This window comes from Kitasatospora sp. NPDC033851, assembly GCF_055576085.1.
Genome location: NZ_JBVIRL010000006.1, coordinates 270,473 through 291,224, shown reverse-complemented (window position 1 = coordinate 291,224; position 20,752 = coordinate 270,473). Strand labels below are relative to the sequence as shown.

Annotated in this window: 17 protein-coding genes; 14 read left to right on the top strand and 3 right to left on the bottom strand. The window is 73.3% G+C overall.

Annotation, left to right across the window (positions count from 1 at the left end):
* Positions 1-68: 68 nt before the first annotated feature.
* Both ACZ51D_RS14920 and ACZ51D_RS14915 read left to right on the top strand, forming a co-directional pair.
* The gene (locus tag ACZ51D_RS14920; RefSeq protein WP_465662464.1) at positions 69-1,415 is read left to right on the top strand and encodes a L,D-transpeptidase family protein; all 1,347 of its coding nucleotides are present in this window, start codon (positions 69-71) and stop codon (positions 1,413-1,415) included.
* A gap of 154 nt (positions 1,416-1,569) precedes the next feature.
* On the top strand, positions 1,570-2,514 hold the full coding sequence (locus ACZ51D_RS14915; RefSeq protein ID WP_360495506.1) for a beta-ketoacyl-ACP synthase III: 945 nt from the start codon (positions 1,570-1,572) through the stop codon (positions 2,512-2,514).
* 432 nt (positions 2,515-2,946) lie between these two features.
* Here ACZ51D_RS14915 and ACZ51D_RS14910 read toward each other — a convergent pair whose 3' ends face one another.
* The gene (locus tag ACZ51D_RS14910; protein WP_030055725.1) at positions 2,947-3,594 is read right to left on the bottom strand and encodes a TetR family transcriptional regulator; all 648 of its coding nucleotides are present in this window, start codon (positions 3,592-3,594) and stop codon (positions 2,947-2,949) included.
* Positions 3,595-4,017: 423 nt separating this feature from the next.
* Here ACZ51D_RS14910 and ACZ51D_RS14905 point away from each other — a divergent pair, with 423 nt between their 5' ends.
* On the top strand, positions 4,018-6,435 hold the full coding sequence (locus ACZ51D_RS14905; RefSeq protein ID WP_465616057.1) for an outer membrane protein assembly factor BamB family protein: 2,418 nt from the start codon (positions 4,018-4,020) through the stop codon (positions 6,433-6,435).
* 92 nt (positions 6,436-6,527) lie between these two features.
* On the opposite strand, the gene galE is transcribed toward ACZ51D_RS14905, so the two are convergent.
* Positions 6,528-7,514 carry a UDP-glucose 4-epimerase GalE gene (gene galE, locus ACZ51D_RS14900; RefSeq protein ID WP_360495500.1) on the bottom strand — a complete coding sequence of 329 codons (987 nt, stop codon included), beginning with the start codon at positions 7,512-7,514 and terminating at the stop codon, positions 6,528-6,530.
* A 143-nt stretch (positions 7,515-7,657) separates the two neighbouring features.
* On the opposite strand from galE, the gene ACZ51D_RS14895 reads away from it, so the two are divergent.
* The gene (locus ACZ51D_RS14895; RefSeq protein WP_465662462.1) at positions 7,658-8,818 is read left to right on the top strand and encodes a S1C family serine protease; all 1,161 of its coding nucleotides are present in this window, start codon (positions 7,658-7,660) and stop codon (positions 8,816-8,818) included.
* A 132-nt stretch (positions 8,819-8,950) separates the two neighbouring features.
* Here ACZ51D_RS14895 and ACZ51D_RS14890 read toward each other — a convergent pair whose 3' ends face one another.
* On the bottom strand, positions 8,951-10,120 hold the full coding sequence (locus ACZ51D_RS14890) for a sensor histidine kinase (protein WP_465616364.1): 1,170 nt from the start codon (positions 10,118-10,120) through the stop codon (positions 8,951-8,953).
* 402 nt (positions 10,121-10,522) lie between these two features.
* On the opposite strand from ACZ51D_RS14890, the gene ACZ51D_RS14885 reads away from it, so the two are divergent.
* From ACZ51D_RS14885 to ACZ51D_RS14840, 10 genes are read left to right on the top strand one after another with little or no spacing between them, the layout of a single operon-like run.
* The gene (locus tag ACZ51D_RS14885) at positions 10,523-10,939 is read left to right on the top strand and encodes an NADH-quinone oxidoreductase subunit A (protein WP_465616063.1); all 417 of its coding nucleotides are present in this window, start codon (positions 10,523-10,525) and stop codon (positions 10,937-10,939) included.
* Positions 10,930-11,625: an NADH-quinone oxidoreductase subunit B gene (locus ACZ51D_RS14880; RefSeq protein WP_465616065.1), complete on the top strand. Its 696-nt coding sequence runs from the start codon at positions 10,930-10,932 to the stop codon at positions 11,623-11,625. The genes ACZ51D_RS14885 and ACZ51D_RS14880 overlap by 10 nt, the downstream gene beginning before the upstream one ends.
* On the top strand, positions 11,622-12,749 hold the full coding sequence (locus ACZ51D_RS14875) for an NADH-quinone oxidoreductase subunit C (protein WP_465662460.1): 1,128 nt from the start codon (positions 11,622-11,624) through the stop codon (positions 12,747-12,749). The genes ACZ51D_RS14880 and ACZ51D_RS14875 overlap by 4 nt, the downstream gene beginning before the upstream one ends.
* Complete coding sequence (gene nuoH, locus ACZ51D_RS14870; RefSeq protein WP_465616069.1) at positions 12,746-13,705, top strand: NADH-quinone oxidoreductase subunit NuoH; 960 nt, start codon at positions 12,746-12,748, stop codon at positions 13,703-13,705. The genes ACZ51D_RS14875 and nuoH overlap by 4 nt, the downstream gene beginning before the upstream one ends.
* Positions 13,702-14,256 (top strand): NuoI/complex I 23 kDa subunit family protein, encoded by a 555-nt coding sequence (locus tag ACZ51D_RS14865; protein ID WP_465616071.1) that lies wholly within the window; start codon positions 13,702-13,704, stop codon positions 14,254-14,256. Before nuoH ends, ACZ51D_RS14865 begins: the two co-directional genes overlap by 4 nt.
* The gene (locus tag ACZ51D_RS14860; protein WP_465662459.1) at positions 14,253-14,990 is read left to right on the top strand and encodes an NADH-quinone oxidoreductase subunit J family protein; all 738 of its coding nucleotides are present in this window, start codon (positions 14,253-14,255) and stop codon (positions 14,988-14,990) included. The genes ACZ51D_RS14865 and ACZ51D_RS14860 overlap by 4 nt, the downstream gene beginning before the upstream one ends.
* The gene (nuoK, locus tag ACZ51D_RS14855) at positions 14,990-15,364 is read left to right on the top strand and encodes an NADH-quinone oxidoreductase subunit NuoK (protein WP_360495483.1); all 375 of its coding nucleotides are present in this window, start codon (positions 14,990-14,992) and stop codon (positions 15,362-15,364) included. Before ACZ51D_RS14860 ends, nuoK begins: the two co-directional genes overlap by 1 nt.
* Positions 15,361-17,421, top strand: coding sequence for an NADH-quinone oxidoreductase subunit 5 family protein (locus ACZ51D_RS14850; RefSeq protein ID WP_465616075.1), 2,061 nt, complete (start codon positions 15,361-15,363; stop codon positions 17,419-17,421). The genes nuoK and ACZ51D_RS14850 overlap by 4 nt, the downstream gene beginning before the upstream one ends.
* Positions 17,422-17,474: 53 nt before the next feature.
* Entirely contained in the window at positions 17,475-19,055 is a 1,581-nt protein-coding gene (locus ACZ51D_RS14845; RefSeq protein WP_360495477.1) for a complex I subunit 4 family protein, read from the top strand.
* Positions 19,056-19,111: 56 nt separating this feature from the next.
* Positions 19,112-20,662 carry an NADH-quinone oxidoreductase subunit N gene (locus ACZ51D_RS14840; RefSeq protein WP_465616078.1) on the top strand — a complete coding sequence of 517 codons (1,551 nt, stop codon included), beginning with the start codon at positions 19,112-19,114 and terminating at the stop codon, positions 20,660-20,662.
* The last annotated feature ends 90 nt before the right edge of the window (positions 20,663-20,752 follow it).

Sequence of the window (20,752 nt, the reverse complement as noted above, 5' to 3'; positions counted from 1 at the left end):
GTGCCTTCACGGCCTCCGCACGCGACCCGGGTTTACCAACGGGTAGGGCGTTTGGCAGGATCGACCGCATGTCCGGTTCCCATCGCGCCACCGAGTACCCGCCGTACGAGCCGATGCAAGAGCCGGTGTACGGGGTGCCGCAGCAGTCGCACGAGGCGCCGTACGGCACGTACCAGCCGTACGCGCAGCCGGTTCAGCAGCCCTACCAGGAGCCCGCGCAGCAGCCGTACCAGGAGCCCGCCGGGCAGGAGTACGGCTACGGCGTGTACCAGCCGTACGAGCAGCCTTATCAGCAGCCCTACGACCAGCAGCCCTACGACCAGCAGCCCTACGACCAGCCGCACCAGCAGTCGTACGAGCAGTCGTACGAGCAGGCCCCTGACGGGTACTTCGAGGCGTACGACCAGCCGTTCCCGTCGTACGAGCCCGCGCCGGAACCGGCCGTCCACGCGCCCGAACCGGCCGCCTGCGAGCCGACCCCCGAGCCCCTCGCCCCCGTCGTGCCCGCCGCCACCCCCGTCGCGGCCACGCCCGTTGCGGGCGGCCGGGCGGCCAACCGGGGCCGGCGGCGCAAGGCGAAGCAGAAACGTCACGGCAAGGCCGTGATGGCCGGCACCGCCCTGCTGGTCGCGGCCGCCGCCGGCTGGTACACCGTCGGCCAGGACGAGGCCAAGCCCGGCCTCACCGCCGCCGACGGCCCCGGCCCCGACGGCGTCAGCAAGCCCGACCAGCCCGCCCCGGCCCCCGCGGCCGTCCAGGCCGCCTCCGACCGGCAGGCCGCCCCCCAGGCCGCCGGCCGCAGCCAGGCCCGCCCGGACGCCTCGGTGGCCGCGATACCCGGCCTCGGTGCCACGTTCACCGCGAAGATCCCCGCCGAGACCGCCCAGGTCCTGGTCGCCTCCGGCACGGACAAGAACACCGACAAGAACACCGTCGTCCTCTGGACCCGCACCCCCGAGGGCCGCTGGCTGGCCGGCGAGACCTGGCAGGGCCACAACGGCAAGAACGGCTGGACCGCCGACCACAACGAGGGCGACCTGCGCAGCCCGATCGGCGTCTTCAGCCTCACCGACGCGGGCGGCCGCAAGGACGACCCGGGCAGCAAGATCCCGTACGACAAGGACCCGAGCTTCGTGGTCTCCGGCACCGGCTTCTTCGGCGACCAGCTGGCCGGCTCCTTCGACTACGTGGTCGCGATCAACTACAACCGCGTCGCCGGCAGCACTCCGCTCGACATGCGCCGCCCGATGGGCTCCAAGAAGGGCGGCGGCATCTGGCTCCACGTGGACCACGACGGCCCCACCCACGGCTGCGTGTCGATCCCCGAGGACAAGATGGCCGAGCTGATACGAACCCTGGACCCGGCCGCCCACCCGGTCATCGTGATGGGGGACACGGCGACGCTGGCCGCCTGACCTCGGCACGCGCGACCTCGGCACACGCGCTACCTGGCACACGCGCGACCCCAAGCGCCCCAACGGCCGTTGTTGATCCCCTACAGATCGCCGGTGCGGATCCTGTCGCCGGTCGTGCCCCGCTGACCAGCGGGTAACCCGGTTCCATGGCAGCATGAGCGGTTCTCGCATTGTGGCACTCGGGCACTACCAGCCCCCCAAGGTCCTCACCAACGACGACCTGGCGGCGCTCGTCGCCACCGACGACGAGTGGATCCGCAGCCGGGTGGGCATCCGCACCCGGCACATCGCCGAAGGCGAGACCCTGGTCGACCTCGCCGCCGAGGCCGCCCAGAAGGCGCTCGCCAACAGCGGCCGGACGGCTGAGGAGATCGACCTCGTCGTCGTCGCCACCTGCACCGCGATCGAGCGCAGTCCCAACACCGCCGCCGCGGTGGCCGCCCGGCTGGGCGTGCGCTCGCCCGCCGCGTACGACATCAACACGGTCTGCTCCGGCTTCTCGTACGCCCTGGCCACCGCCGACCACGCGATCCGGGCCGGCGCGTCCCGCCGCGCGCTGGTGATCGGCGCCGAGCGGATGTCCGACACGCTCGACTGGACCGACCGCTCCACCTGCGTGATCTTCGGCGACGGCGCGGGTGCCGCGGTGGTCGAGGCCCAGGAGGAGGGCGCCGAGCCCGGTATCGGGCCGGTGGTCTGGGGCTCCGAGCCGGAGAAGGGCGACGCCGTGGTGATCACCGGCTGGGACCCGGTGATCAGCCAGCAGGGCCAGTCGGTCTTCCGCTGGGCCACCACCCAGCTCGCCCCGCTCGCCCGGCAGGCCTGCGAGCGGGCCGGGATCGACCCGGCCGAACTGAAGGGCTTCGTCCCGCACCAGGCCAACCTGCGGATCATCGACGCCATCGCCCGCAAGCTGGGCCTCGGCGACGCGGTGGTGGCCCGGGACGTGGTCGACTCCGGGAACACCTCGGCCGCCTCCATCCCGCTGGCCTTCTCCAAGCTGGTCGAGCGCGGCGAGCTCTCGCCCGGCGACCCGGTCCTGCTCTTCGGCTTCGGCGGCGGCCTGGCGTACGCCGGTCAGGTCGTGCGCTGCCCCTGAATCGCCCGCTCGCCTCCGGGGCGCTCTGACCCGGTGCCGACGGTCGGCGCTCCGGCGCTCGTGCCTCGCTTGTCGCTTCTCCCTTTCGGCACCGGCGCGCCCCTTCGGCTCGGGGCGGGAGTTCGCCCGCTCGCTGGTGACGCGGCTCGGGGCGGGAGTTCGCCCGCTCGCTGGTGACGCGGCTCGGGGCGGGAGTTCGCCCGCTCGCCCGTGACGCCGCTCGGGGCGGGCAGGGAGGCGGGCCGTAAGGAGCCCTGACAGACGAATGCCGGTGGGCGGGCACCCCGTACGAGGGGGTGCCCGCCCACCGGCATGTCTGGCGCGCGTGCGGTACGTCGGCGGACCTCCCCCGAGGACACGGCCGCCGTCCGTCGTTCCCCGGACAGGAGGCCGGGGCTGCGCGCGGAGCGGATGGTGGGTCGGTTGGTCGGTCTACTTGGGCGGCTTCTTGCCGGTGACGCCCAGGTACACCAGGGGAGCGAGGTTGGGCTTGAGGTCCTTGACCTTGACGCCCCAGGAGGTGAAGGCCTTCTGGTGCTCGGCCGCCGAAGCGAGCAGCGAGACCAGGGCCCCGGCGACGGCGTTCGGGTCGAGCGACTTGTCGGCCTGACCCTTCGCCTGGAGTTCCTTGACGGCCTCTGCGAGCGGCTTGGCGACCGCGTTGAGGACGGTCATGCGGATCTTGAAGAACCGCTTGTCCCCTTCGGCGGCACCGAGCGTGACCACTCGGAGAATGGCGTCGTTCTTGCGCCAGAAGGCGAGGAATCCGTCGACCAGTTCTTCCGAAGTGGTCGGTCCGGACTTCCCTGCCCAGGACTTTCCGGCCACCAGCTCTTTGAGGGTGTCGGCGTCCTTGGCCATTTCCTCGGCGATTTCGAGGACTGCGCCCTCGACATCCGGGAAGTACTGGTAGAAGGTCGCGGGGGAGGTACCCGCCATACGGGCGACGTCGATGACCTTGACGTCCCGATAGGGCGACGTGCTGAGCATCTCGCGGAGGCAGTCGAGCAGCTTCTGCCGCGTCTCCTGTCCGCGTCGCCCGGCGACGCGACCGTCGACGGTGCGAACTTGTCCTGTCATGCCGTCAGCTTACCGTGGCACGATCTTGGCGCGATTCGGTGATGCGACTATTACTCCGCACGGGGGTTGGTATAGCGGCATCAACCACTTCGGACGGATATTCGCCGGGCCTCGAAGCCCCTGTTGAAGCCCCCCCGTGTGCTTTTGATCTCACAGCGTGACGGCGAGTCCGCTGAGGGGTGGTCGGGTGACAGAACGTGACGATTGGTGAGGGGTCCGGAGCCGTCCCGAAGTGGACGGTCCGGAGCTCCGGGTGCAAGCCGCAGCCGGAGCGGGCGTCAGAATCCAGCCGTTCCGTTCCCGGCGGCGGGGGCGCCCGGCGGTGCTCTCCGGGCGGGGGAGGTTGGAGATGCGCCGGGCGGCGTTGGAGAATCGGGTCCGGCACCACGCGGCGGGTGCGGACAACGGGGAGGTGGCAGCGGAGTGGACCAGCTGACGGCGCACGATCCGAGGAGGATCGGGCCCTTCGAGGTGCTGGGGCGGCTCGGCGCGGGTGGGATGGGGCTGGTCTACCTGGCGCGGTCCGCGTCCGGGCGACGAGTGGCCATCAAGACCGTCCGGGGGGAGCTGGCCGAGGACGAGCTGTTCCGGGTTCGCTTCGCGCGGGAGATCGCGGCCGCCAAGACGGTCGGCGGTTTCTACACGGCGGCCGTGGTGGACGCCGACGCGGACGCCCGGGTGCCCTGGCTCGCCACGGCGTACATCCCGGCGCCCTCGCTCGAGGACCTGGTCGAGGACTGCGGCCCGCTGCCGGTGGACGCCACCCGCTGGCTGGTCGCCGGCATCGCGGAGGCCCTGCAGTCCATCCACGCGGCCGGGCTGATCCACCGCGACCTCAAGCCCTCCAACGTCCTGGTGGTCGAGGACGGCCCGAAGGTGATCGACTTCGGCATCGCGGCCGGGGTCTCCAGCACCCGGCTCACCATGACCAACGTCGCGGTGGGCACCCCCGCCTACATGTCCCCCGAGCAGGCCCGGGACAGCCGGACCGTCCGGGGCGCCAGCGACGTCTTCTCGCTCGGCTCGCTGATGGTCTTCTGCGCCACCGGGCACCCGCCCTTCCGCGGCTCCAACCCGGTCGAGACGGTGTTCCAGCTGCTGCGCGAGGAGCCGGACCTGACCGGCATGCCGCCCGAGCTGATGGACCTGGTCCGGGCCTGCATGCAGCAGGCGGCCGAGCACCGGCCCACGCCGGCGCAGATCCAGGCCGAACTGGCCCCGCACCTCTTCTCCCGGGACGACGCCTCCGGCGAGGCCGGGGACTGGCTGCCGGCCAACGCGCTGGAGCTGATCGAGCGCAAGCGCGGCCGTCGCCAGCCGGCCCCGCCGCGGCCAGTCCAGGCCGAGCCGCCGCAGCCGCCGCAGGCGCCTGCGCCGTCGTACACGCCCCCGCCGCCGCTGGTCCCGCCGCAGTCCCACGGGGCCGCCGACCCGCGCACCGACCCGGGCGTCCGGCACGGGCAGCCGCCGGCCGGGCCGGTGCACACCGCGCCGCGGCCGGGCCAGGCCTCCGACGCCGAGATCCCGACCGCGAAGATCGCCTCCCCGAACAAGCACCGCGCGCCGACGGGCGGCGGCGCCGTCGAGGTGCAGCTGTCCGGCGCCTCGGTACGGATAGGCCCGGGGCCGCGGGCCGAGCACGAGCAGCCCGGTCCGAACACCGCCCCGGCCGCGACCGACTGGGTCCGCCGGGCGGCCCCCACCGCGCCGCCGCAGCCGGTCCAGGCCCCCACCCCGCCGGCCCCGGCCGCCCGCTGGCGCCCCTGGCGGTTCCGGATGTCCAACGACGTCTGGGGTACCCCGGTGGTCGCCGACGGCATGCTCTTCGTCTCCAGCTTCGAGGTGCACGCGCTGGACATTGGCTCCGGCGAGCGCCGCTACAAGACCCGCGACGTCGCCTGGGCGCTCGCGGTGGACGCCGGCCGGGCGCACGCCGCGGACGGCCCGCACCTGTACACCGTGGACGCCGCGGACGGCACCGAGCGCTGGCGCACCTCGCTGGACGGCTGGGTCTACTCGCTCTCCGCCGCCGACGGCGTGCTCTGCTGCGGCATCAGGGGCGGCGGCGTCCAGCTGCGCTCGGCGGCCAACGGCGCCGAACTGTGGCGCGCCGACGACGCCCAGCAGGACTACGAGAACCCGCAGTCCGGCCCGGTCCTGCTGGGCGGCGCGGCCTACTACTACGGCGCCGGACGGCTGCGCTGCGTCGACCCGCGCGGCGCGGGCCTGCGCTGGTCCTTCCAGGTCGGCGAGGACGTGCCCTCGCACCCGGTCGAGCGCGGCGGCGTGCTGTACGTCACGGCCGGCACCCGGGTGTACGCGCTGGACGCGGCCAGCGGGGTCGAGCGCTGGCGCTTCGAGGCCCCGGTGGTGCTGTTCACCCCGCCCGCCCTGGACGCCGACGCCGTCTACGTGGCCGACTACCTGGGCACCGTCTACGCGCTGGACGCGGCCACCGGCCTGGACCGCTGGCGCGGGGTCACCGGCAGCCGCCAGGGCGCCGAGCCGGTGGTCGTCGGGGACGGCATGGTGCTGGTCGGCAGCGGCGAGGTGCTGTACGCCTTCGAGGCGGCGACCGGCCGGGAGCGCTGGCGCTACACCGCGCGCGGCGAGATCGTCGGCTCCCCGGCGGTGGCCGACGGGCTGGTGCACCTGGGCAGCCGGGACCACTCGCTGCACACCCTGGACCTGGCGAGCGGTCAGCTGCGCTGGGAACTCGGCACCAAGGGCGAGCTCACCGGCTCACCGGTGGCGGTCGGCGGCCGGGTCTTCGTCGGCTCCAAGGACCGCTGCGTGTACGCGCTGGACGCCTTCTACGGCACGGCGGTGCCTGCCCGCTGAGCCGTGCCCGCCCGCTGGGGTGGGCCGGCTGGGGTGGGCCGGCGGCGGGGCACCGGCCCCGCCGCCCCGCCGGGCCGTCGGACCCGGGGCCGTCAGGCCTTGCGGGCCTCGGGGTGGCGGCCGCACCAGCCGTCCCACGCGGAGGCGACCATCTCCGCCACGCCGTGGCGCGCGCTCCAGCCCAGCTCGCGGTGGATCAGGTCGGCGGAGGCCACCACCCGGGCGGGGTCGCCGGGGCGGCGCGGCGTCACCTCGGCGGTGGTGTCGTAGCCGGTGACCTCGCCGATCACCGCCAGCATCTCCTGGACGCTGACGCCCTCGCCGCGGCCGATGTTGAGCACCAGCGTGGTGGTCCCGGCCGGGTCCGCGGCCAGCCGCTTGGCGGCCGCCACGTGGGCCGAGGCGATGTCGGAGACGTGGATGAAGTCGCGCACGCAGGTGCCGTCCGGCGTCGGGTAGTCGGCGCCGAAGATCCGCGGGGCCTCGCCGGCGGTGAGCCGCTCGAAGACCATCGGGATCAGGTTGAACACCCCGGCGTCGGAGAGCTCGGGGGAGGCGGCGCCGGCCACGTTGAAGTAGCGCAGGGCCACGGTGGACATGCCGTGGGCCTTCCCGGCCGCGGCGACCAGCCACTCGCCGGCGAGCTTGGTCTCGCCGTACGGGCTCATCGGGGCGCAGGGGGTGGACTCGGTGACCAGGTCGACGTCCGGCATGCCGTAGACCGCGGCGGAGGAGGAGAACAGGAAGCGCTTGACCCCGCCCTCGGCGGCGGCCTCCAGGACGGTCTGCAGGCCGATCACGTTCTCGCGGTAGTACAGGAACGGCTGCTCGACCGACTCGCCGACCTGCTTCTTGGCGGCGAAGTGCAGGACGCCCTGGACGCCGTGCTCGCGGATCGCGGCGTCCAGGACGGCGCGGTCCAGGGTGGAGCCCTCGACCAGGGGGACCCCGGCCGGGAGGCGGGACGCGTCGCCGGTGCTCAGGTCGTCCAGGACCACGACGCGCTCACCGGCGTCGAGCAGCTGGCGGACGACGTGCCCGCCGATGTATCCGGCACCGCCGGTGATCAACCAAGTCATGCGGCGAATCCTAGGTGTTCGGTTTAGGTCGGCTTTCCGGGCGAGTCCGGCCAGCGAACCGGATAAACCGGTGAAATGCTGACAAAGATTTCCGTGCTCTCATGCCCGCGCCCTCGGCGTGGTGACGAATCGGAGGCAGCCAGGTGAGCCGTAAGCAGGAACACACCCGCCCCCGGCCGACCGGGCCCCGGCCCACCGGGCCCAGGACGGCGCAGGCGCGGCTGCTGGCACCGGTCGCGGTGACCGCCGCGCTGGCCCTGGCCGGGTGTAGCAGCGGCTCGTCCTCCTCCGCCTCCTCCTCGTCGTCCTCGCCCGCGTCCGGCGCGTCCGGATCCGGCACCAAGCAGGCCTCCTCGCCCCCCACGTCGAGCGGGAACCAGCTGCAGGACGCGTACCAGAAGGTGATCGCCGACGTGCTGCCCTCGGTGGTGCAGATCACCACCGGCGACAGCCTCGGCTCCGGGATCGTCTACGACAACAAGGGCGACATCGTCACCAACGCCCACGTGGTCGGTACCGCGACCACCTTCACCGTGACCCTCGCCAACACCAGCAAGTCGCTGGACGCGAGCCTGGTCGCCAGCTACCCCGACTCCGACCTCGCGGTGATCCGGCTGGCCAGCCCGCCGAGCGGCCTCAAGCCCGCGACCTTCGGCGACTCCGGCAAGGTCGAGCTCGGCCAGATCACCCTCGCCATGGGCAGCCCGCTCGGGCTCTCCAGCAGCGTCACCCAGGGCATCGTCTCGGCCACCGGACGGACCGTCTCCGAGCCCCAGGGCGGCAGCTCGCCGGGCGCCACCATCGGCAACATGGTGCAGACCTCGGCCGCGATCAACCCGGGCAACAGCGGCGGCGCGCTGGTCAATCTGGACAGCCAGGTGATCGGCATCAACACGCTCGCCGCGACCGAACCCGAGGCCAACGGCGCGGCCGCCCCCGGCATCGGCTTCGCCATCCCGGCGTCCACCATCACCAACATCACCGACCAGCTGATCAAGCAGGGCAAGGTCACCAACTCCGGCCGGGCCGCGCTCGGCATCACCGCCCGGACCAGCTTCAACCAGCAGTTCCAGCCGGCCGGCGCGGTGATCGTGGCGGTCAGCCCGGGCAGCGCGGCCGCCTCGGCGGGGCTGCAGGCCGGGGACGTCATCACCAAGATCGGCGACACCCCGGTCGACTCCCTGAACGCGCTCACCACCACGCTCGCCTCGCTCACCCCCGGCAGCAAGGTCACCGTCACCTACACCCGGGACGGCAACACCCAGACCGCCGACGTCACCCTCGGCCAGCTGGCAACCCCGTAACCCCGGTACGGCGCCGCCGGGCCGCACGCCGCGCAAGGGTTCCGCGGCCCGCCCGCCGTACCGGACCGGCGCCGGGCCCCCGTCACTGCCTCGACGGGGGCCCGGCGCCCGTCCGGACAGTCAGCGGCGGGGTCAGCGGCGGGCAGTGCGGGTGTGCCAGGGCAGCTCGACGGTGACGGAGGTCGGGCCGTCCTTCGGGCTCTCCACCAGGAAGACCCCGTCCACCGCGCGGACCCGCTCGGCCAGCCCCGCCAGACCGCTGCCCGGGTACGGGGCCGCGCCGCCCTTGCCGTCGTCCTGGACCAGCACCATCAGCTGGTGGTCCGAGCGCCAGACGTCGACCGAGGCGGTGCGGGCTCCGGCGTGCTTGGAGACATTGGTCAGCAGCTCGCTGACGGTGAAGTAGGCGATGCCCTCGACCGCCGAGTCCGGGCGCTCCGGCTCACCGTCCCGGCCGGTCAGGTCGACGTTCACCTTGACCCCGCCGGGGACGGTGCAGCGGGCCGCGACCGCGGACAGCGCGGCGTCCAGACCGCGGTCGGTGAGCACCGCCGGGTGGATGCCGCGGGCCAGGTCCCGCAGCTCCTGCAAGGCCAGCTTCACCTCGCCGTGCGCGTTGTCGACCATCCTCGTGGCGGCCACCACGTCCTCCTCGGACTCCACCTCGCGCAGCCGCTCCTTGGCCATGCCGAGATCCATCGCCAGCGCCACCAGCCGGGCCTGGGCCCCGTCGTGCAGGTCGCGCTCGATCCGGCGCAGGTCGGCGGCGGCGGTGTCGACCACCGTGCCGCGGTCGTCCTCCAGCTCGCGCACCCGCTCGGCCAGGGCGCCCGGGAAGAGCAGCGACTCGATCAGGATCCGGTCGATCGCGGCCATGCCGCGGATCACCCAGGGCAGCACCGGCCACAGCACCAGGACCGAGACCAGGGTCAGGGCGAAGCTGAGGATGCCCCAGGGCAGCATCAGCACGTTGTAGAGCGCGGTGCGCCAGTTCAGCAGGTCGGTGACGTGCGCGATGGTGTAGCCGACCACGCCCGGGCGGCGCGGCTGCACCGGCTCCGGCTCGTCGATCGCGGAGCCGTACGCCGTCCGCGCCCGGCGCCGGCCCAGGGCGCCCAGGGAACGCTGGGCGGCCAGCCCGGCGGCCAGCAGCGGCAGGCCGACCACGGTGACGGACAGCCCCAGGCCGACCGAGAGCGTGAGCACGGCGAGGACGAAGCCGACGATGCCCAGCGGCAGGTTGAGCAGCAGGTGCCCCGCCTGGCGCCACATCCGTGCGCCGTACAGCGATGGGCGCTCCATCCGAGCGTCCTGCTCATCGATGGTGTCCTCGGCGCGGCGGTGCAGCGGCTTCATCCGGATCTACCGTCCTCTTGATCGTGCGACTGGACCAAGCTTCTCCAACCGGGGGCGGTGGGTGCCATGGGGGTGATACATCTTCCCGGCCGGGGGTTATCCCCACCCCCGTCCCGGACGCCGGGCGTTCACCGGGGTGTCCACGGGCCGTCTTGCGGAACGGGCAGGGTTCGGGTGGAGCCGAGCCGTCCCCTTAGACTCACGCATTGGCCATGGTTGTGATCCCGGTTGAGACCGTGGTCGGGACCGTGGTCAGGACCGCGGTGACGACCGTGGTTATGACCGTGAGAGGAAACGTCGTAGAACTGCCTTGAGGGGCGGATTCACGGCCGAGGTGGAGGCGAAGGCATGGAGGGGCAGCACGCGGCTGTCGTCGCGGCCGACCCGGCGGTCGGCAGCGGCTACTTCGACGCGTACGCCGCGATGGGCGTGCTGGCCGTCGTCGGGGTGCTGTTCGTCGCCGTGGCGTTCACCGCCAACCGCCTGCTGCGGCCGGTGGTCTACTCGCCCGAGAAGCTCCTCGCCTACGAGTGCGGCGTGGACCCGGTGGGCGAGGACTGGGCGCACACCCAGATCCGCTACTACGTGTACGCCTTCCTGTACGTGATCTTCGCGGTCGACGCGATCTACCTGTTCCCGTGGGCGACCGTCTTCGCCACCGCCGGGTACGGCGCCGGAACGCTGATCGAGATGTTCCTCTTCATCGGCTTCCTCGCAGTCGGGCTGCTCTACGCCTGGAAGAAGGGCGTTCTGGAATGGACGTGACGCACTCCCACTCGCACGGCGCCCAGGGCGGTCCCGTCCCGCTCGGACTGCCGGACCCCGCCCGCCCCGGCGCCGTCGAGCGCCGCGGCATCGGACCGCTGGCCCGGCTCGCGCCGGACCCGGTCAAGGTGGTGCTCAACTGGGGTCGCCGCTACAGCCTCTGGTGCTTCAACTTCGGCCTGGCCTGCTGCGCGATCGAGTTCATCGCCGCGTCCATGGCCAAGCACGACTTCATCCGGATGGGCGTCATCCCGTTCGCGCCGGGTCCCCGTCAGGCGGACCTGATGATCGTCTCGGGGACGGTCACCGACAAGATGGCCCCGGCCGTCAAGCGGCTCTACGAGCAGATGCCCGAGCCGAAGTACGTCATCTCCTTCGGCGCCTGCTCCAACTCCGGCGGGCCCTACTGGGACTCGTACTCGGTCACCAAGGGCGTGGACCAGATCATCCCGGTCGACGTCTACGTGCCCGGATGCCCGCCCCGGCCCGAGGCGCTGCTCCAGGGCATCCTCAAGCTGCAGGAGAAGATCGCCGAGGAGTCCCTGCCCGACCGGTACACCGCGCCCGCGGCGGCGCTGCGCCGCCCGCTGGTGGCGGGGCCCACGGCTGCGGCCGGTTCCGAGGCCGGGTCTTCGGCCGGGTCTTCGAGTGAGGCCGGGCCTTCGAGTGAGGGAGGGGCCTCGTGACCACGGCCGAGCAGTACGCGGCGTCGGTCGGGGAGTGGGCGACCGGCGCCGAGGCGTACGGGCTGATCACCGTCGACGTCCCGGCCGAGAACTGGATCGAGGCGCTCACCAACGCCCGGGACGTCCTGGGCCTGGGCTTCTTCGACTGGCTGAGCGCCGTCGACGAACTCGCCGAGGGCTTCTCCGTGGTCGCGCACCTGGCCGCCGTCGAGGCACCGGGCGTGCGGCACCTCGCGCTGCGCACCAAGGTGCCGCGCGACAAGGCGGCACTGCCGACCGCCGTCTCCGTCTACGCCGGTGCCGGCTGGCACGAGCGCGAGACGCACGAGATGTTCGGCATCGACTTCCCCGGGCACCCCTACCTGGCCACCCTGCTGCTGCCGGACGGCTTCGAGGGGCACCCGCTGCGCAAGGAGTTCGTGCTCGCCGCCCGGGTCGCCAAGGACTGGCCGGGCGCCAAGGAGCCGGGCGAGTCGGACCACGGCGGCGGCCCGGCCCGGCGCAAGATGCAGCCGGCCGGTGTGCCGGACCCGAACGAGTGGGGGCCGCTCAAGGGCACCCTGCCGCCGGTCGCCGAGCGGCCCGCGCGCGGTGCGCGGGCGGCGGGCGCGGCGGCGCGCACGCCCCGGGCGGCCGCTGCCGCCGGTGGCGCCGCCCCTGCTGCCGGTGCCACCGGTGCCGCCGGTGGCGCCGCCGAGGGCGCGCCCGTACGGGCCGACCGGCCGCGGCGGACGCGCTCGGTGGCGGAGGGCTCGGCGAGCCAGGCCGCTTCCGACGCCGCTCCCGCTGCTTCCGGTGCTCCCGCTCCCGCTTCCGGTGCTCCCGCCGTTCCCGCCGAGGAGACGCCCGCGGTGCGGGCGGACCGGCCGCGGCGAGTCCGGTCGGTCTCCGACGGGTCGGTCAGCCAGACCGCCGACGAGGCCGCGCCGGAGCGTCCGGCCCCCGCGCGGCCCTCGTCCTCCGACGCGCCCTGGCACAACCCGGTGCCGGCCCACGACGAGAAGCCGTCGGGCGACCGGCCCCCGGCGCCGTCGGGCGACGAGCCCGCGGAGCAGCCCGGCGAGCCGGAGCAGAAGGACGAGACGGCGGCCGCCCCGGCCGACCGGGACGGAGACGGCGCGTGAACCTGCTCGACACCGTGCTGCGCTGCGTCGCCACCCTCGTGGTCTTCCTGGTCGTCCCGCTGGTCATCGGCCAGACCGAGCACAAGGTCATGGCGCACATGCAGGGCCGGCTCGGCCCGATGTACGCGGGTGGCTTCCACGGCTGGGCACAGCTCGTCGCGGACGGCGTGAAGTTCGCGCAGAAGGAGGACATCGTCCCGGCCGGGGCGGACCGCCGGATCTTCCAGCTGGCGCCCGCCGTCTCGCTGCTGCCGTACCTCTTCGTCCTGCTGGCGATCCCGGTCGGCCCGAACGGCTTCGTCGGCCAGGCGATCGACGCCGGGCTGTTCTTCGTGCTGGCCGTGATGGGCGTCGGCGTGATCGGCAAGCTGATGGCCGGCTGGGCCTCGGCGAACAAGTTCTCGCTGCTCGGCGGTCTGCGCACGGCCGCGCAGCTGATGTCGTACGAGCTGCCGATGGTGCTGGCGGCGGCCTCGGTGGCGATGGCCGCGGGCACCCTCTCGCTGCCCGGGATCGTGGACTCCTGGCAGTGGTACTGGCTGCCCTGGCAGGTCATCGGCGCGTTCGTGTTCTTCACGGCCGGTCTGGCCGAGCTGCAGCGCCCGCCGTTCGACATGCCGGTCGCCGACTCGGAGATCATCTTCGGCGCGTACACCGAGTACACCGGTCTGCGGTTCGCGCTGTTCCTGCTGTCCGAGTACGTGGGCATCCTGGTGGTGTCCGCGCTGACCGCGGTGCTCTTCCTGGGCGGCTGGCACGGGCCGATGGCGGACCAGCTCGGCTGGCTCTGGATGATCCTCAAGACCTTCGCGCTGGCCTTCGTGGTCATCTGGCTGCGGGTCACCTACCCGCGGCTGCGCGAGGACCAGCTGATGCGCTTCGCGTGGACGGTGCTGATCCCGCTCGCCCTGGTCCAGCTGGCCCTCACCGGCATCATCAAGGTGGCGATCTCATGAGTTTTCCGGGTATCGGCCTCGCCAAGGGGCTGGCCGTGACGCTGCGGACGATGACGAAGAAGAGCGTCACCGCGCAGTACCCCGACGTGCAGCCGGTGCTGCCGCCGCGTTCGCGCGGCGTCATCGCGCTGCTGGAGGAGAACTGCACGGTGTGCATGCTCTGCGCGCGCGAGTGCCCGGACTGGTGCATCTACATCGACTCCCACAAGGAGACGCTGCCGGCCGCCGAGCCGAACGCCCGGGCCCGCACCCGCAACGTGCTGGACCGGTTCGCCATCGACTTCTCGCTCTGCATGTACTGCGGGATCTGCATCGAGGTCTGCCCCTTCGACGCGCTGTTCTGGTCGCCGGAGTTCGAGTACGCCGAGACGGACATCCACGAGCTGACCCACGAGCGGGACAAGCTCCGCGAGTGGATGTGGACCGTCCCGGCGCCGCCGGCGCTGGACCCGGCGGCCGAGGACCCCAAGGAGATCGCCACCGCGCGCAAGGCCGCGGACAAGCTGGCCGCAGCCGCCGCGGCGCTGGAAGAGAAGGGTGACGACGCATGAGTACCGCCGCCACGCTTCTCGCGGCGACCGGCTCGTTGGAGCCGGCCGCCCGTTCGTTCCTGTCCCCGACCGGGCAGGAGATCGTCTTCCTGCTGGTCGGCATCGCCGTGCTCGGCTCGGCCGTGGTCGCCGTCACCACCAAGCAGCTGGTGCACGCCGCGCTCTGGCTGGTCGTCGCGCTCGGCGGGCTGGCGGTGGAGTTCCTGCTGCTCACGGCCGAGTTCATCGCCTGGGTGCAGGTGCTGATCTACCTCGGCTCGGTGGTCGTCCTGGTGCTGTTCGGGCTGATGCTCACCAAGGCGCCGATCAGGCGCTCGCCGGACGCCGACTCCAAGAACCGCTGGGTGGCCCTGGTCGTGGCGCTGGCCTCGGCCGGGACGCTGGTCACGCTGGTCGTCGACGCCTTCCGGACCTCCTGGATCGACCTCGGCGCGGGCGGCGGCTCCGCCGCCGTCACCGGGGCGAGCCTGTTCCGGAACTGGGTGCTGCCCTTCGAGGCACTGTCCGTCCTGCTGCTGGCGGCGCTGGTCGGCGCGATCGTGCTGTCGCGCGGGGACAAGCGGCGGGTGCCGGTGCCCCGGGCGGGCAAGCTGCGCGCAGGACGGCCGGTCGGGTCCAACGGGACGGTCGCCGCGACCGCGCCCAAGCCGGCCGCGCCGGCCGCCGCCGAGCAGGCCGCCGCTGAGCAGGCCGCCGCCGAGTCGGCCTCCGCCGAGCCGGAGGAGAAGAGCTGATGCACCTCGCCTACCCCGTCGTCCTCGCCGCGCTGCTGTTCAGCGTCGGCGTGTACGGCGTGCTCGCCCGGCGCAATGCCGTCCTGGTACTGATGTCGGTCGAGCTGATGCTCAACGCCGTCAACCTCAACCTGGTCGCCTTCGACGCCTGGCTGCGCGACTCGCTGCACGCCGGACAGGCGCTCACCCTGTTCACCATCACCGTCGCCGCCGCCGAGATCGGGCTGGGGCTCGCCATCGTCCTGCTGCTGTTCCGGGCCCGGGGCACGGCGGACATCGACCGGGCCACCGCGCTCGGCGACCCGGCCGAGTCGCTCGCCGCCGAGGAGACGCCGACCGGAGCCGAGGCGCTGAAGGGCCAGGCCGCCGCATGAACCTCGCCCTGCCCGTACTCGTCCCCGTGCTGCCCGCGCTCGGCGCGGCCGCGACCCTGGCCACCGGCAAGAAGGCGCCCGGGCTGGCCCGGCCGCTGGCGATCGTCCCGGTCTCCGTCTCGGCCGTGCTCGCCCTGGTGGTCGCCCTCCAGCTCGGCACCGGCCAGACCCTCGACGCGGCCACCCGGCTCACCCCGACCGGCGGCCCGGACATCACGCTCGCCCTCCACCTGGACGGCTTCAGCTCGCTGATCTCGGTGCTCGTCGGCCTGGTCGCCACCTGCGTCCAGGTCTACTCGACCGCGTACCTGAAGCAGGACCCGCGCTACCCCTCGTACGCGGCGCTGGTCTCGCTGTTCACCGCGGCGATGTTCCTGGTGGTCTACTCGGGCGACCTGATCGTGCTGCTGGTCGGCTGGGAGGTCATGGGCCTCTGCTCGTACTTCCTGATCGGCCACCACTGGGAGAGCGCGGACGCCCGCTCGGCCTCGCTCAAGGCCTTCCTGGTCACCAAGCTCGGCGACGTGCCCTTCCTGTTCGGGATCTTCCTGCTGGGCGCGGACGCCGGCAGCTTCCGGATCACGGACGTGCTGGCCGCCGCGGGCGAGGGCAAGCTCGGGCACCCGACGCTGATCGCGCTGCTGCTGCTCGCCGGGGTCGCCGGCAAGAGCGCGCAGTTCCCGCTGCACACCTGGCTCCCGGACGCCATGGCCGGCCCCACGCCGGTCTCCGCGCTGATCCACGCCGCCACCATGGTCGCGGCCGGCATCTACCTGGTCGCCCGGCTGATGCCGGTCTTCCTGCTGTCCGGCGCGGCGCTGGTCGTGCTCGCGGTGATGGCCGCCGTGACGATGATCGGCTCGGCGCTGTGCGCGCTCGCCCAGGACGACCTCAAGCGGGTGCTCGCCTACTCCACCGTCGGCCAGCTCGGCTACATGGCCGGCGCGCTGGCCAGCGGCGACCGCGAGGCCTCCGTCTTCCACCTGGTCAGCCACGGCGCGTTCAAGGCACTGCTGTTCCTGGCCGCCGGTGTGGTGATCCACGCCGCGCACACCAACTCGATCTCCGCGATGTCCCGGATCCCGGGGCTGCGCAAGCGCGTCCCGGACGCCTACTGGACGATGGGCATCGCGCTGATCGCCCTGATCGGGCTGCCGCCGTTCTCCGGCTTCTTCAGCAAGGAGGCGGTGCTGACCGCCGCCGAGCACGCCGCCAAGGGCGAGGCGCTCACCAACGGGCTCGGCCCGGCCTCGGCGGTGCCGCAGGTCGCCGGGTGGATCGTGCTGATCTCCGCCGCGCTCACCGCGCTGCTCACCGCCGCGTACGCGACCCGGCTCTTCCTGGTGGCGTTCCACAGCCCGGCCGGTGCCGCCGCTGCCGCACCGCAGGTGCTGCCCGCCGCCGACCGGGCCACTGTCGTGGCCGACCACGAGGCCGACGCGCCGTACTCGCCCGAGCTGGACGAGGCCGACCCGGGCAGCACCGAGCCGCCCGCGATGCGCTGGCCGCTCTGGGTGCTCGCCGTCCCGACCATGGGCTTCGGCATCGCCGGCCTGCGCTCGGACTGGCTGCCCGCGCTGCTGGACGGCGGCTCGCTGCGACCCACCGGGGTCACCGCCGTCACCGGCACCGGGCTCGCCGTGGTCGGCGTGCTCGCGGCGTACGGCGCCTGGCGCTCGGCGACCGCCCGGCTGGGCACCGGCAGGCCGGCTCCGGCCGCCGCCGGCCGGGTGCCCGAGCAGGCCGGAGCGCCGGCCGCCGAGGTGATCGTCGCCGACCCCGGGCGCACCCTGCTCGGCCCGCTGTTCGGCCCTGCCCGGCACGGCTTCGGCGTCGACCGGCTGTACCAGGCGCTGTTCGTCCGACCGGTTGTTGCCGCCGCCCGGCTGGTCCGCTTCCTCGACCGCGAGGTCGTCGAGGGCTACGTGCAGGGCAGCGGGATCGGCGCCAACCTGCTCGGCCGGGCCGTCCGGCTCGCGCAGACCGGCAACGCGCAGACCTACCTCAGCGCCCTGCTGGCCGCCGTCGTCCTGCTGGCCGTCCTGGTGGCGGTGTAGCCGGTGCTGTCCTTCACCTCCGTCCCCTCGACCGCCGCACGTAGGAGCCCCCGATGAACGCAGTCCTCATCGCCCTCCTGGTGCTGCCGCTGCTCGGCGCCGCGCTCACCCTGGCGCCGGTGTTCGGGCCGGACCGGGCCGCCGCCGACCGGCGGGCGCTGCGGCTGAACACTGTCGTCACCGGCGCGGTGCTCCTGCTCACCGTCGCCCTCGCGGCCGGCTTCGACCACGACGAACCCGCCCGGATGCAGGCCACCACCGACGTGTCCTGGATCCCGGCCCTGCACGTGCGCCTCCACCTCGGCGTGGACGGCATCTCGCTGCCGCTGATCGTGCTGACCGCGCTGCTCACCTTCCTCTGCGCGCTGTACTCGGAGAAGCGGCTGCCGAACGGGGAGGCCCGGGGCGGAGTCCCCGATGAGCCCCGTCCGTCCGCGCAGGCCTTCGTCGGGCTGTTCCTCCTCCTCGAAGTCGGCATGCTCGCCACCTTCGCGGTGCTGGACCTCCTGCTCTTCTTCCTGGCCTTCGAGATCGTGCTGATCCCGATGTACTTCCTGATCGCCCGCTGGGGGAGCGGCGCGAAGGCCCCGGCCGCCAACCGGTTCATCCTCTACACGCTGCTCGGCTCGGCCGTGATGCTGCTCGGCTTCCTGCTGATCGGCAGCAAGGCCGGCACCTTCGACATGCAGGCCCTGGCCGCCGCGCACGGCAGCGGACTGAGCCACACCACCCAGGTGATCGCCGCGCTGGCGATCCTGGTCGGGCTCGCCGTCAAGGCCCCCGCCTGGCCGCTGCACAGCTGGCTCCCCGACGCGCACACCGCCGCCCCGACGGTGGGCTCGGTGCTGCTCGCCGGTGTGCTGCTGAAGATGGGCACGTACGGTCTGGTCCGCGTCCTCCTCCCGGTCGTGCCGGACGGCACCGCCACGCTCGCCCCCTACCTGGGCGCCTTCGCGGCCGTCGGCATCGTCTACGGATCACTCGCCTGCCTGGCGCTGGCCCGCCCCGGATCCAAGGGCGACCTCAAGCGCCTGATCGCGTACTCCTCCGTCGGCCACATGGGCTTCGTGCTGCTCGGCATCGCCTCCCTCACCCCGGTGGGCGTCAACGGCGCACTGTTCGCCAACATCGCCCACGGCCTGATCACCGGCCTGCTGTTCTTCGTCGTCGGTGCGCTCAAGGACCGCTACGGCACCGCCGACCTCGACACCCTCTCCGGCGCCACCGGCGCCGCCCTGTACGGCCGGGCGCCGCGACTCGGCGCGCTGCTCGCCTTCGCCGCCGTCGCCAGCCTCGGCCTGCCCGGCCTGGCCGGCTTCTGGGGCGAGCTGCTCGCCATGTTCGGCGCGTTCGACCCGGCCGACGCCCTGTCGCGCCCCGCCTTCGTCACCTACATGGTCCTGGCCGGCCTCGGCACCCTCCTCACCGCCGCCTACCTGCTGATCGTCGTCAAGCGCGTCTGCATGGGTGACCCCGAGCAGCCCGCGCCGGTGGCCGAGGTGGCCGACCTGCGCCCGTACGAGGCCGTCAGCTGGACGCCGCTGGCCGCGCTCACCCTGCTCGCCGGCCTCTGGCCCGCGCTGCTGCTCGGCCTCTCGAACCCCGCCGTCAAGCACCTCCTCGGGGGTGGCTGACCGTGCTCGCAGCCCAGACCGCCGCACTCGGACCTCACTCCACGGGGCAGCACACTGTGACCTCCCTCGCCGTAGCCAACCCGGGCAGCCTGATCCAGTCCGTGGACTGGGTGGCGATCGCGCCCCCGCTGATCGCCGCCGTGGCCGCCCTCGCCGTGCTGGTCACGGACCTGTTCCTGCCCGAGCGGCACAAGAAGTGGCTCGGCCGCCTCACCGTGGCCGGACTCGCCCTCGCCCTCATCGCGCTTCTTCCCCTCACCGGTGGGTCACCCCGAGCGACCTTCTGTGTGCAGAACGTAGCAGGCGGCACTGACAACGCCGGCTGCTCCTACGTCGCCGACCATTTCGCCCTGGTGTTCCAGCTGCTCGTCCTCGGCGGCGCGCTGATCGCGGCGCTGCTCTCGGCCCACACCGTCGAGAACGAGAAGCTGCCCCGCGGCGAGTACTGGTTCCTGCTGCTCTCCAGCGCCACCGGCGCCGCCCTGTTGCCCGCCTCCCGCGACCTCGCCACCCTGGTGATCGCCCTGGAGGTCGCCTCGCTGCCCGCCTTCGCCCTGGTCGCGCTGCGCCGGGACGGCCGGGGCGCGGAGGCCGCGCTCAAGTTCTTCGTCTCCTCCGTGACCGCGACCGCCGTGATGCTGCTCGGCATCGGCTTCGTCTACGCGGCGAGCGGCAGCCTGCACCTCGCCGCCGTCGCCCAGGGCCTGGAGCACGCCCCCGCGCAGCTCAAGCCGCTGGCCGAGGCGGGCGCGGTGCTGACCCTGGTCGGCTTCGCGTTCAAGGTCGCCGCAGTCCCGTTCCACTTCTGGGTGCCCGACACCTACACCGGCGCACCGCTGCCGGTGGCCGGCTACCTGTCGGTGGTCGGCAAGGCGGCCGGGCTCTCCGGGCTCGCCCTCGCCACCACCATCGCCTTCCGGCCGTACGCGCACACCTGGGGGGCGGCGCTCGCGGTGCTGGCCGCCGTCACCATGACCGTCGGCAACGTCGGCGCGCTGCGGCAGCGCTTCGACACCCGGTACAGCGCGGTGCGGCTGCTCGCCTGGTCCTCGGTCGGCCAGGCCGGGTACCTGCTGGTGCCGCTCGCCGCGGCCGGCTACGCGCCCACCGGGAGCGACCAGCTCGGCGCCACCGCCGCGTACGCGCTGATCTACGGCGTGGTGAACCTCGGCGCCTTCGCGGTGGTCGCGGCGGTCGGCCGCCGGGCCGGGACCAGCGTGGACGACTTCCGCGGCCTGTTCGCCCGCCGCCGCTGGACGGCGCTGGCACTCGCCTTCTTCCTGCTCTGCCTGGCCGGACTGCCGCCGGGCGTGATCGGCCTGTTCGGCAAGGTCGTGGTGTTCCGCGCGGCCGTCGACGCCGGGCTGGGCTGGCTGGCCGTGGTGATGGCCGCCAACGTGGTCGTCGCCCTGTACTACTACCTGCTGTGGACGGCCCGGCTGTTCGCCCCGGCGGCGGACCGGCCGGCGGGCGGCGCCGTGGTCGAGGCCGAGCAGCGCCTGCCCGCGAGCCTGACCGCGACCCTGGGGCTCACCGCCTCGGTCGCGGTGGTCCTGTCGGTGGCGCCCCAGCTGGTCCTGCAGGTCGCGGGCGGCTCGCTGTTCTGAGCCGGTGCCCGCCCCGGCGGGGCGGTGCGGCGGTGCGGCAGTGCAGCGGCGCGGCGGTGTCGCGTCGGTCACAAGGGAACAAGGTCCCAG

Excerpts from the sequence above, each read along its gene's own strand:
- ACZ51D_RS14920 (WP_465662464.1), top strand. The coding sequence starts at position 69 with ATGTCCGGTTCCCATCGCGCCACCGAGTACCCGCCGTACGAGCCGATG.
- ACZ51D_RS14915 (WP_360495506.1), top strand. The coding sequence starts at position 1,570 with ATGAGCGGTTCTCGCATTGTGGCACTCGGGCACTACCAGCCCCCCAAG.
- ACZ51D_RS14910 (WP_030055725.1), bottom strand. The coding sequence starts at position 3,594 with ATGACAGGACAAGTTCGCACCGTCGACGGTCGCGTCGCCGGGCGACGC.
- galE (WP_360495500.1), bottom strand. The coding sequence starts at position 7,514 with ATGACTTGGTTGATCACCGGCGGTGCCGGATACATCGGCGGGCACGTC.
- ACZ51D_RS14890 (WP_465616364.1), bottom strand. The coding sequence starts at position 10,120 with ATGGAGCGCCCATCGCTGTACGGCGCACGGATGTGGCGCCAGGCGGGG.
- ACZ51D_RS14885 (WP_465616063.1), top strand. The coding sequence starts at position 10,523 with ATGGAGGGGCAGCACGCGGCTGTCGTCGCGGCCGACCCGGCGGTCGGC.
- ACZ51D_RS14880 (WP_465616065.1), top strand. The coding sequence starts at position 10,930 with ATGGACGTGACGCACTCCCACTCGCACGGCGCCCAGGGCGGTCCCGTC.
- ACZ51D_RS14865 (WP_465616071.1), top strand. The coding sequence starts at position 13,702 with ATGAGTTTTCCGGGTATCGGCCTCGCCAAGGGGCTGGCCGTGACGCTG.
- ACZ51D_RS14860 (WP_465662459.1), top strand. The coding sequence starts at position 14,253 with ATGAGTACCGCCGCCACGCTTCTCGCGGCGACCGGCTCGTTGGAGCCG.
- nuoK (WP_360495483.1), top strand. The coding sequence starts at position 14,990 with ATGCACCTCGCCTACCCCGTCGTCCTCGCCGCGCTGCTGTTCAGCGTC.
- ACZ51D_RS14850 (WP_465616075.1), top strand. The coding sequence starts at position 15,361 with ATGAACCTCGCCCTGCCCGTACTCGTCCCCGTGCTGCCCGCGCTCGGC.
- ACZ51D_RS14845 (WP_360495477.1), top strand. The coding sequence starts at position 17,475 with ATGAACGCAGTCCTCATCGCCCTCCTGGTGCTGCCGCTGCTCGGCGCC.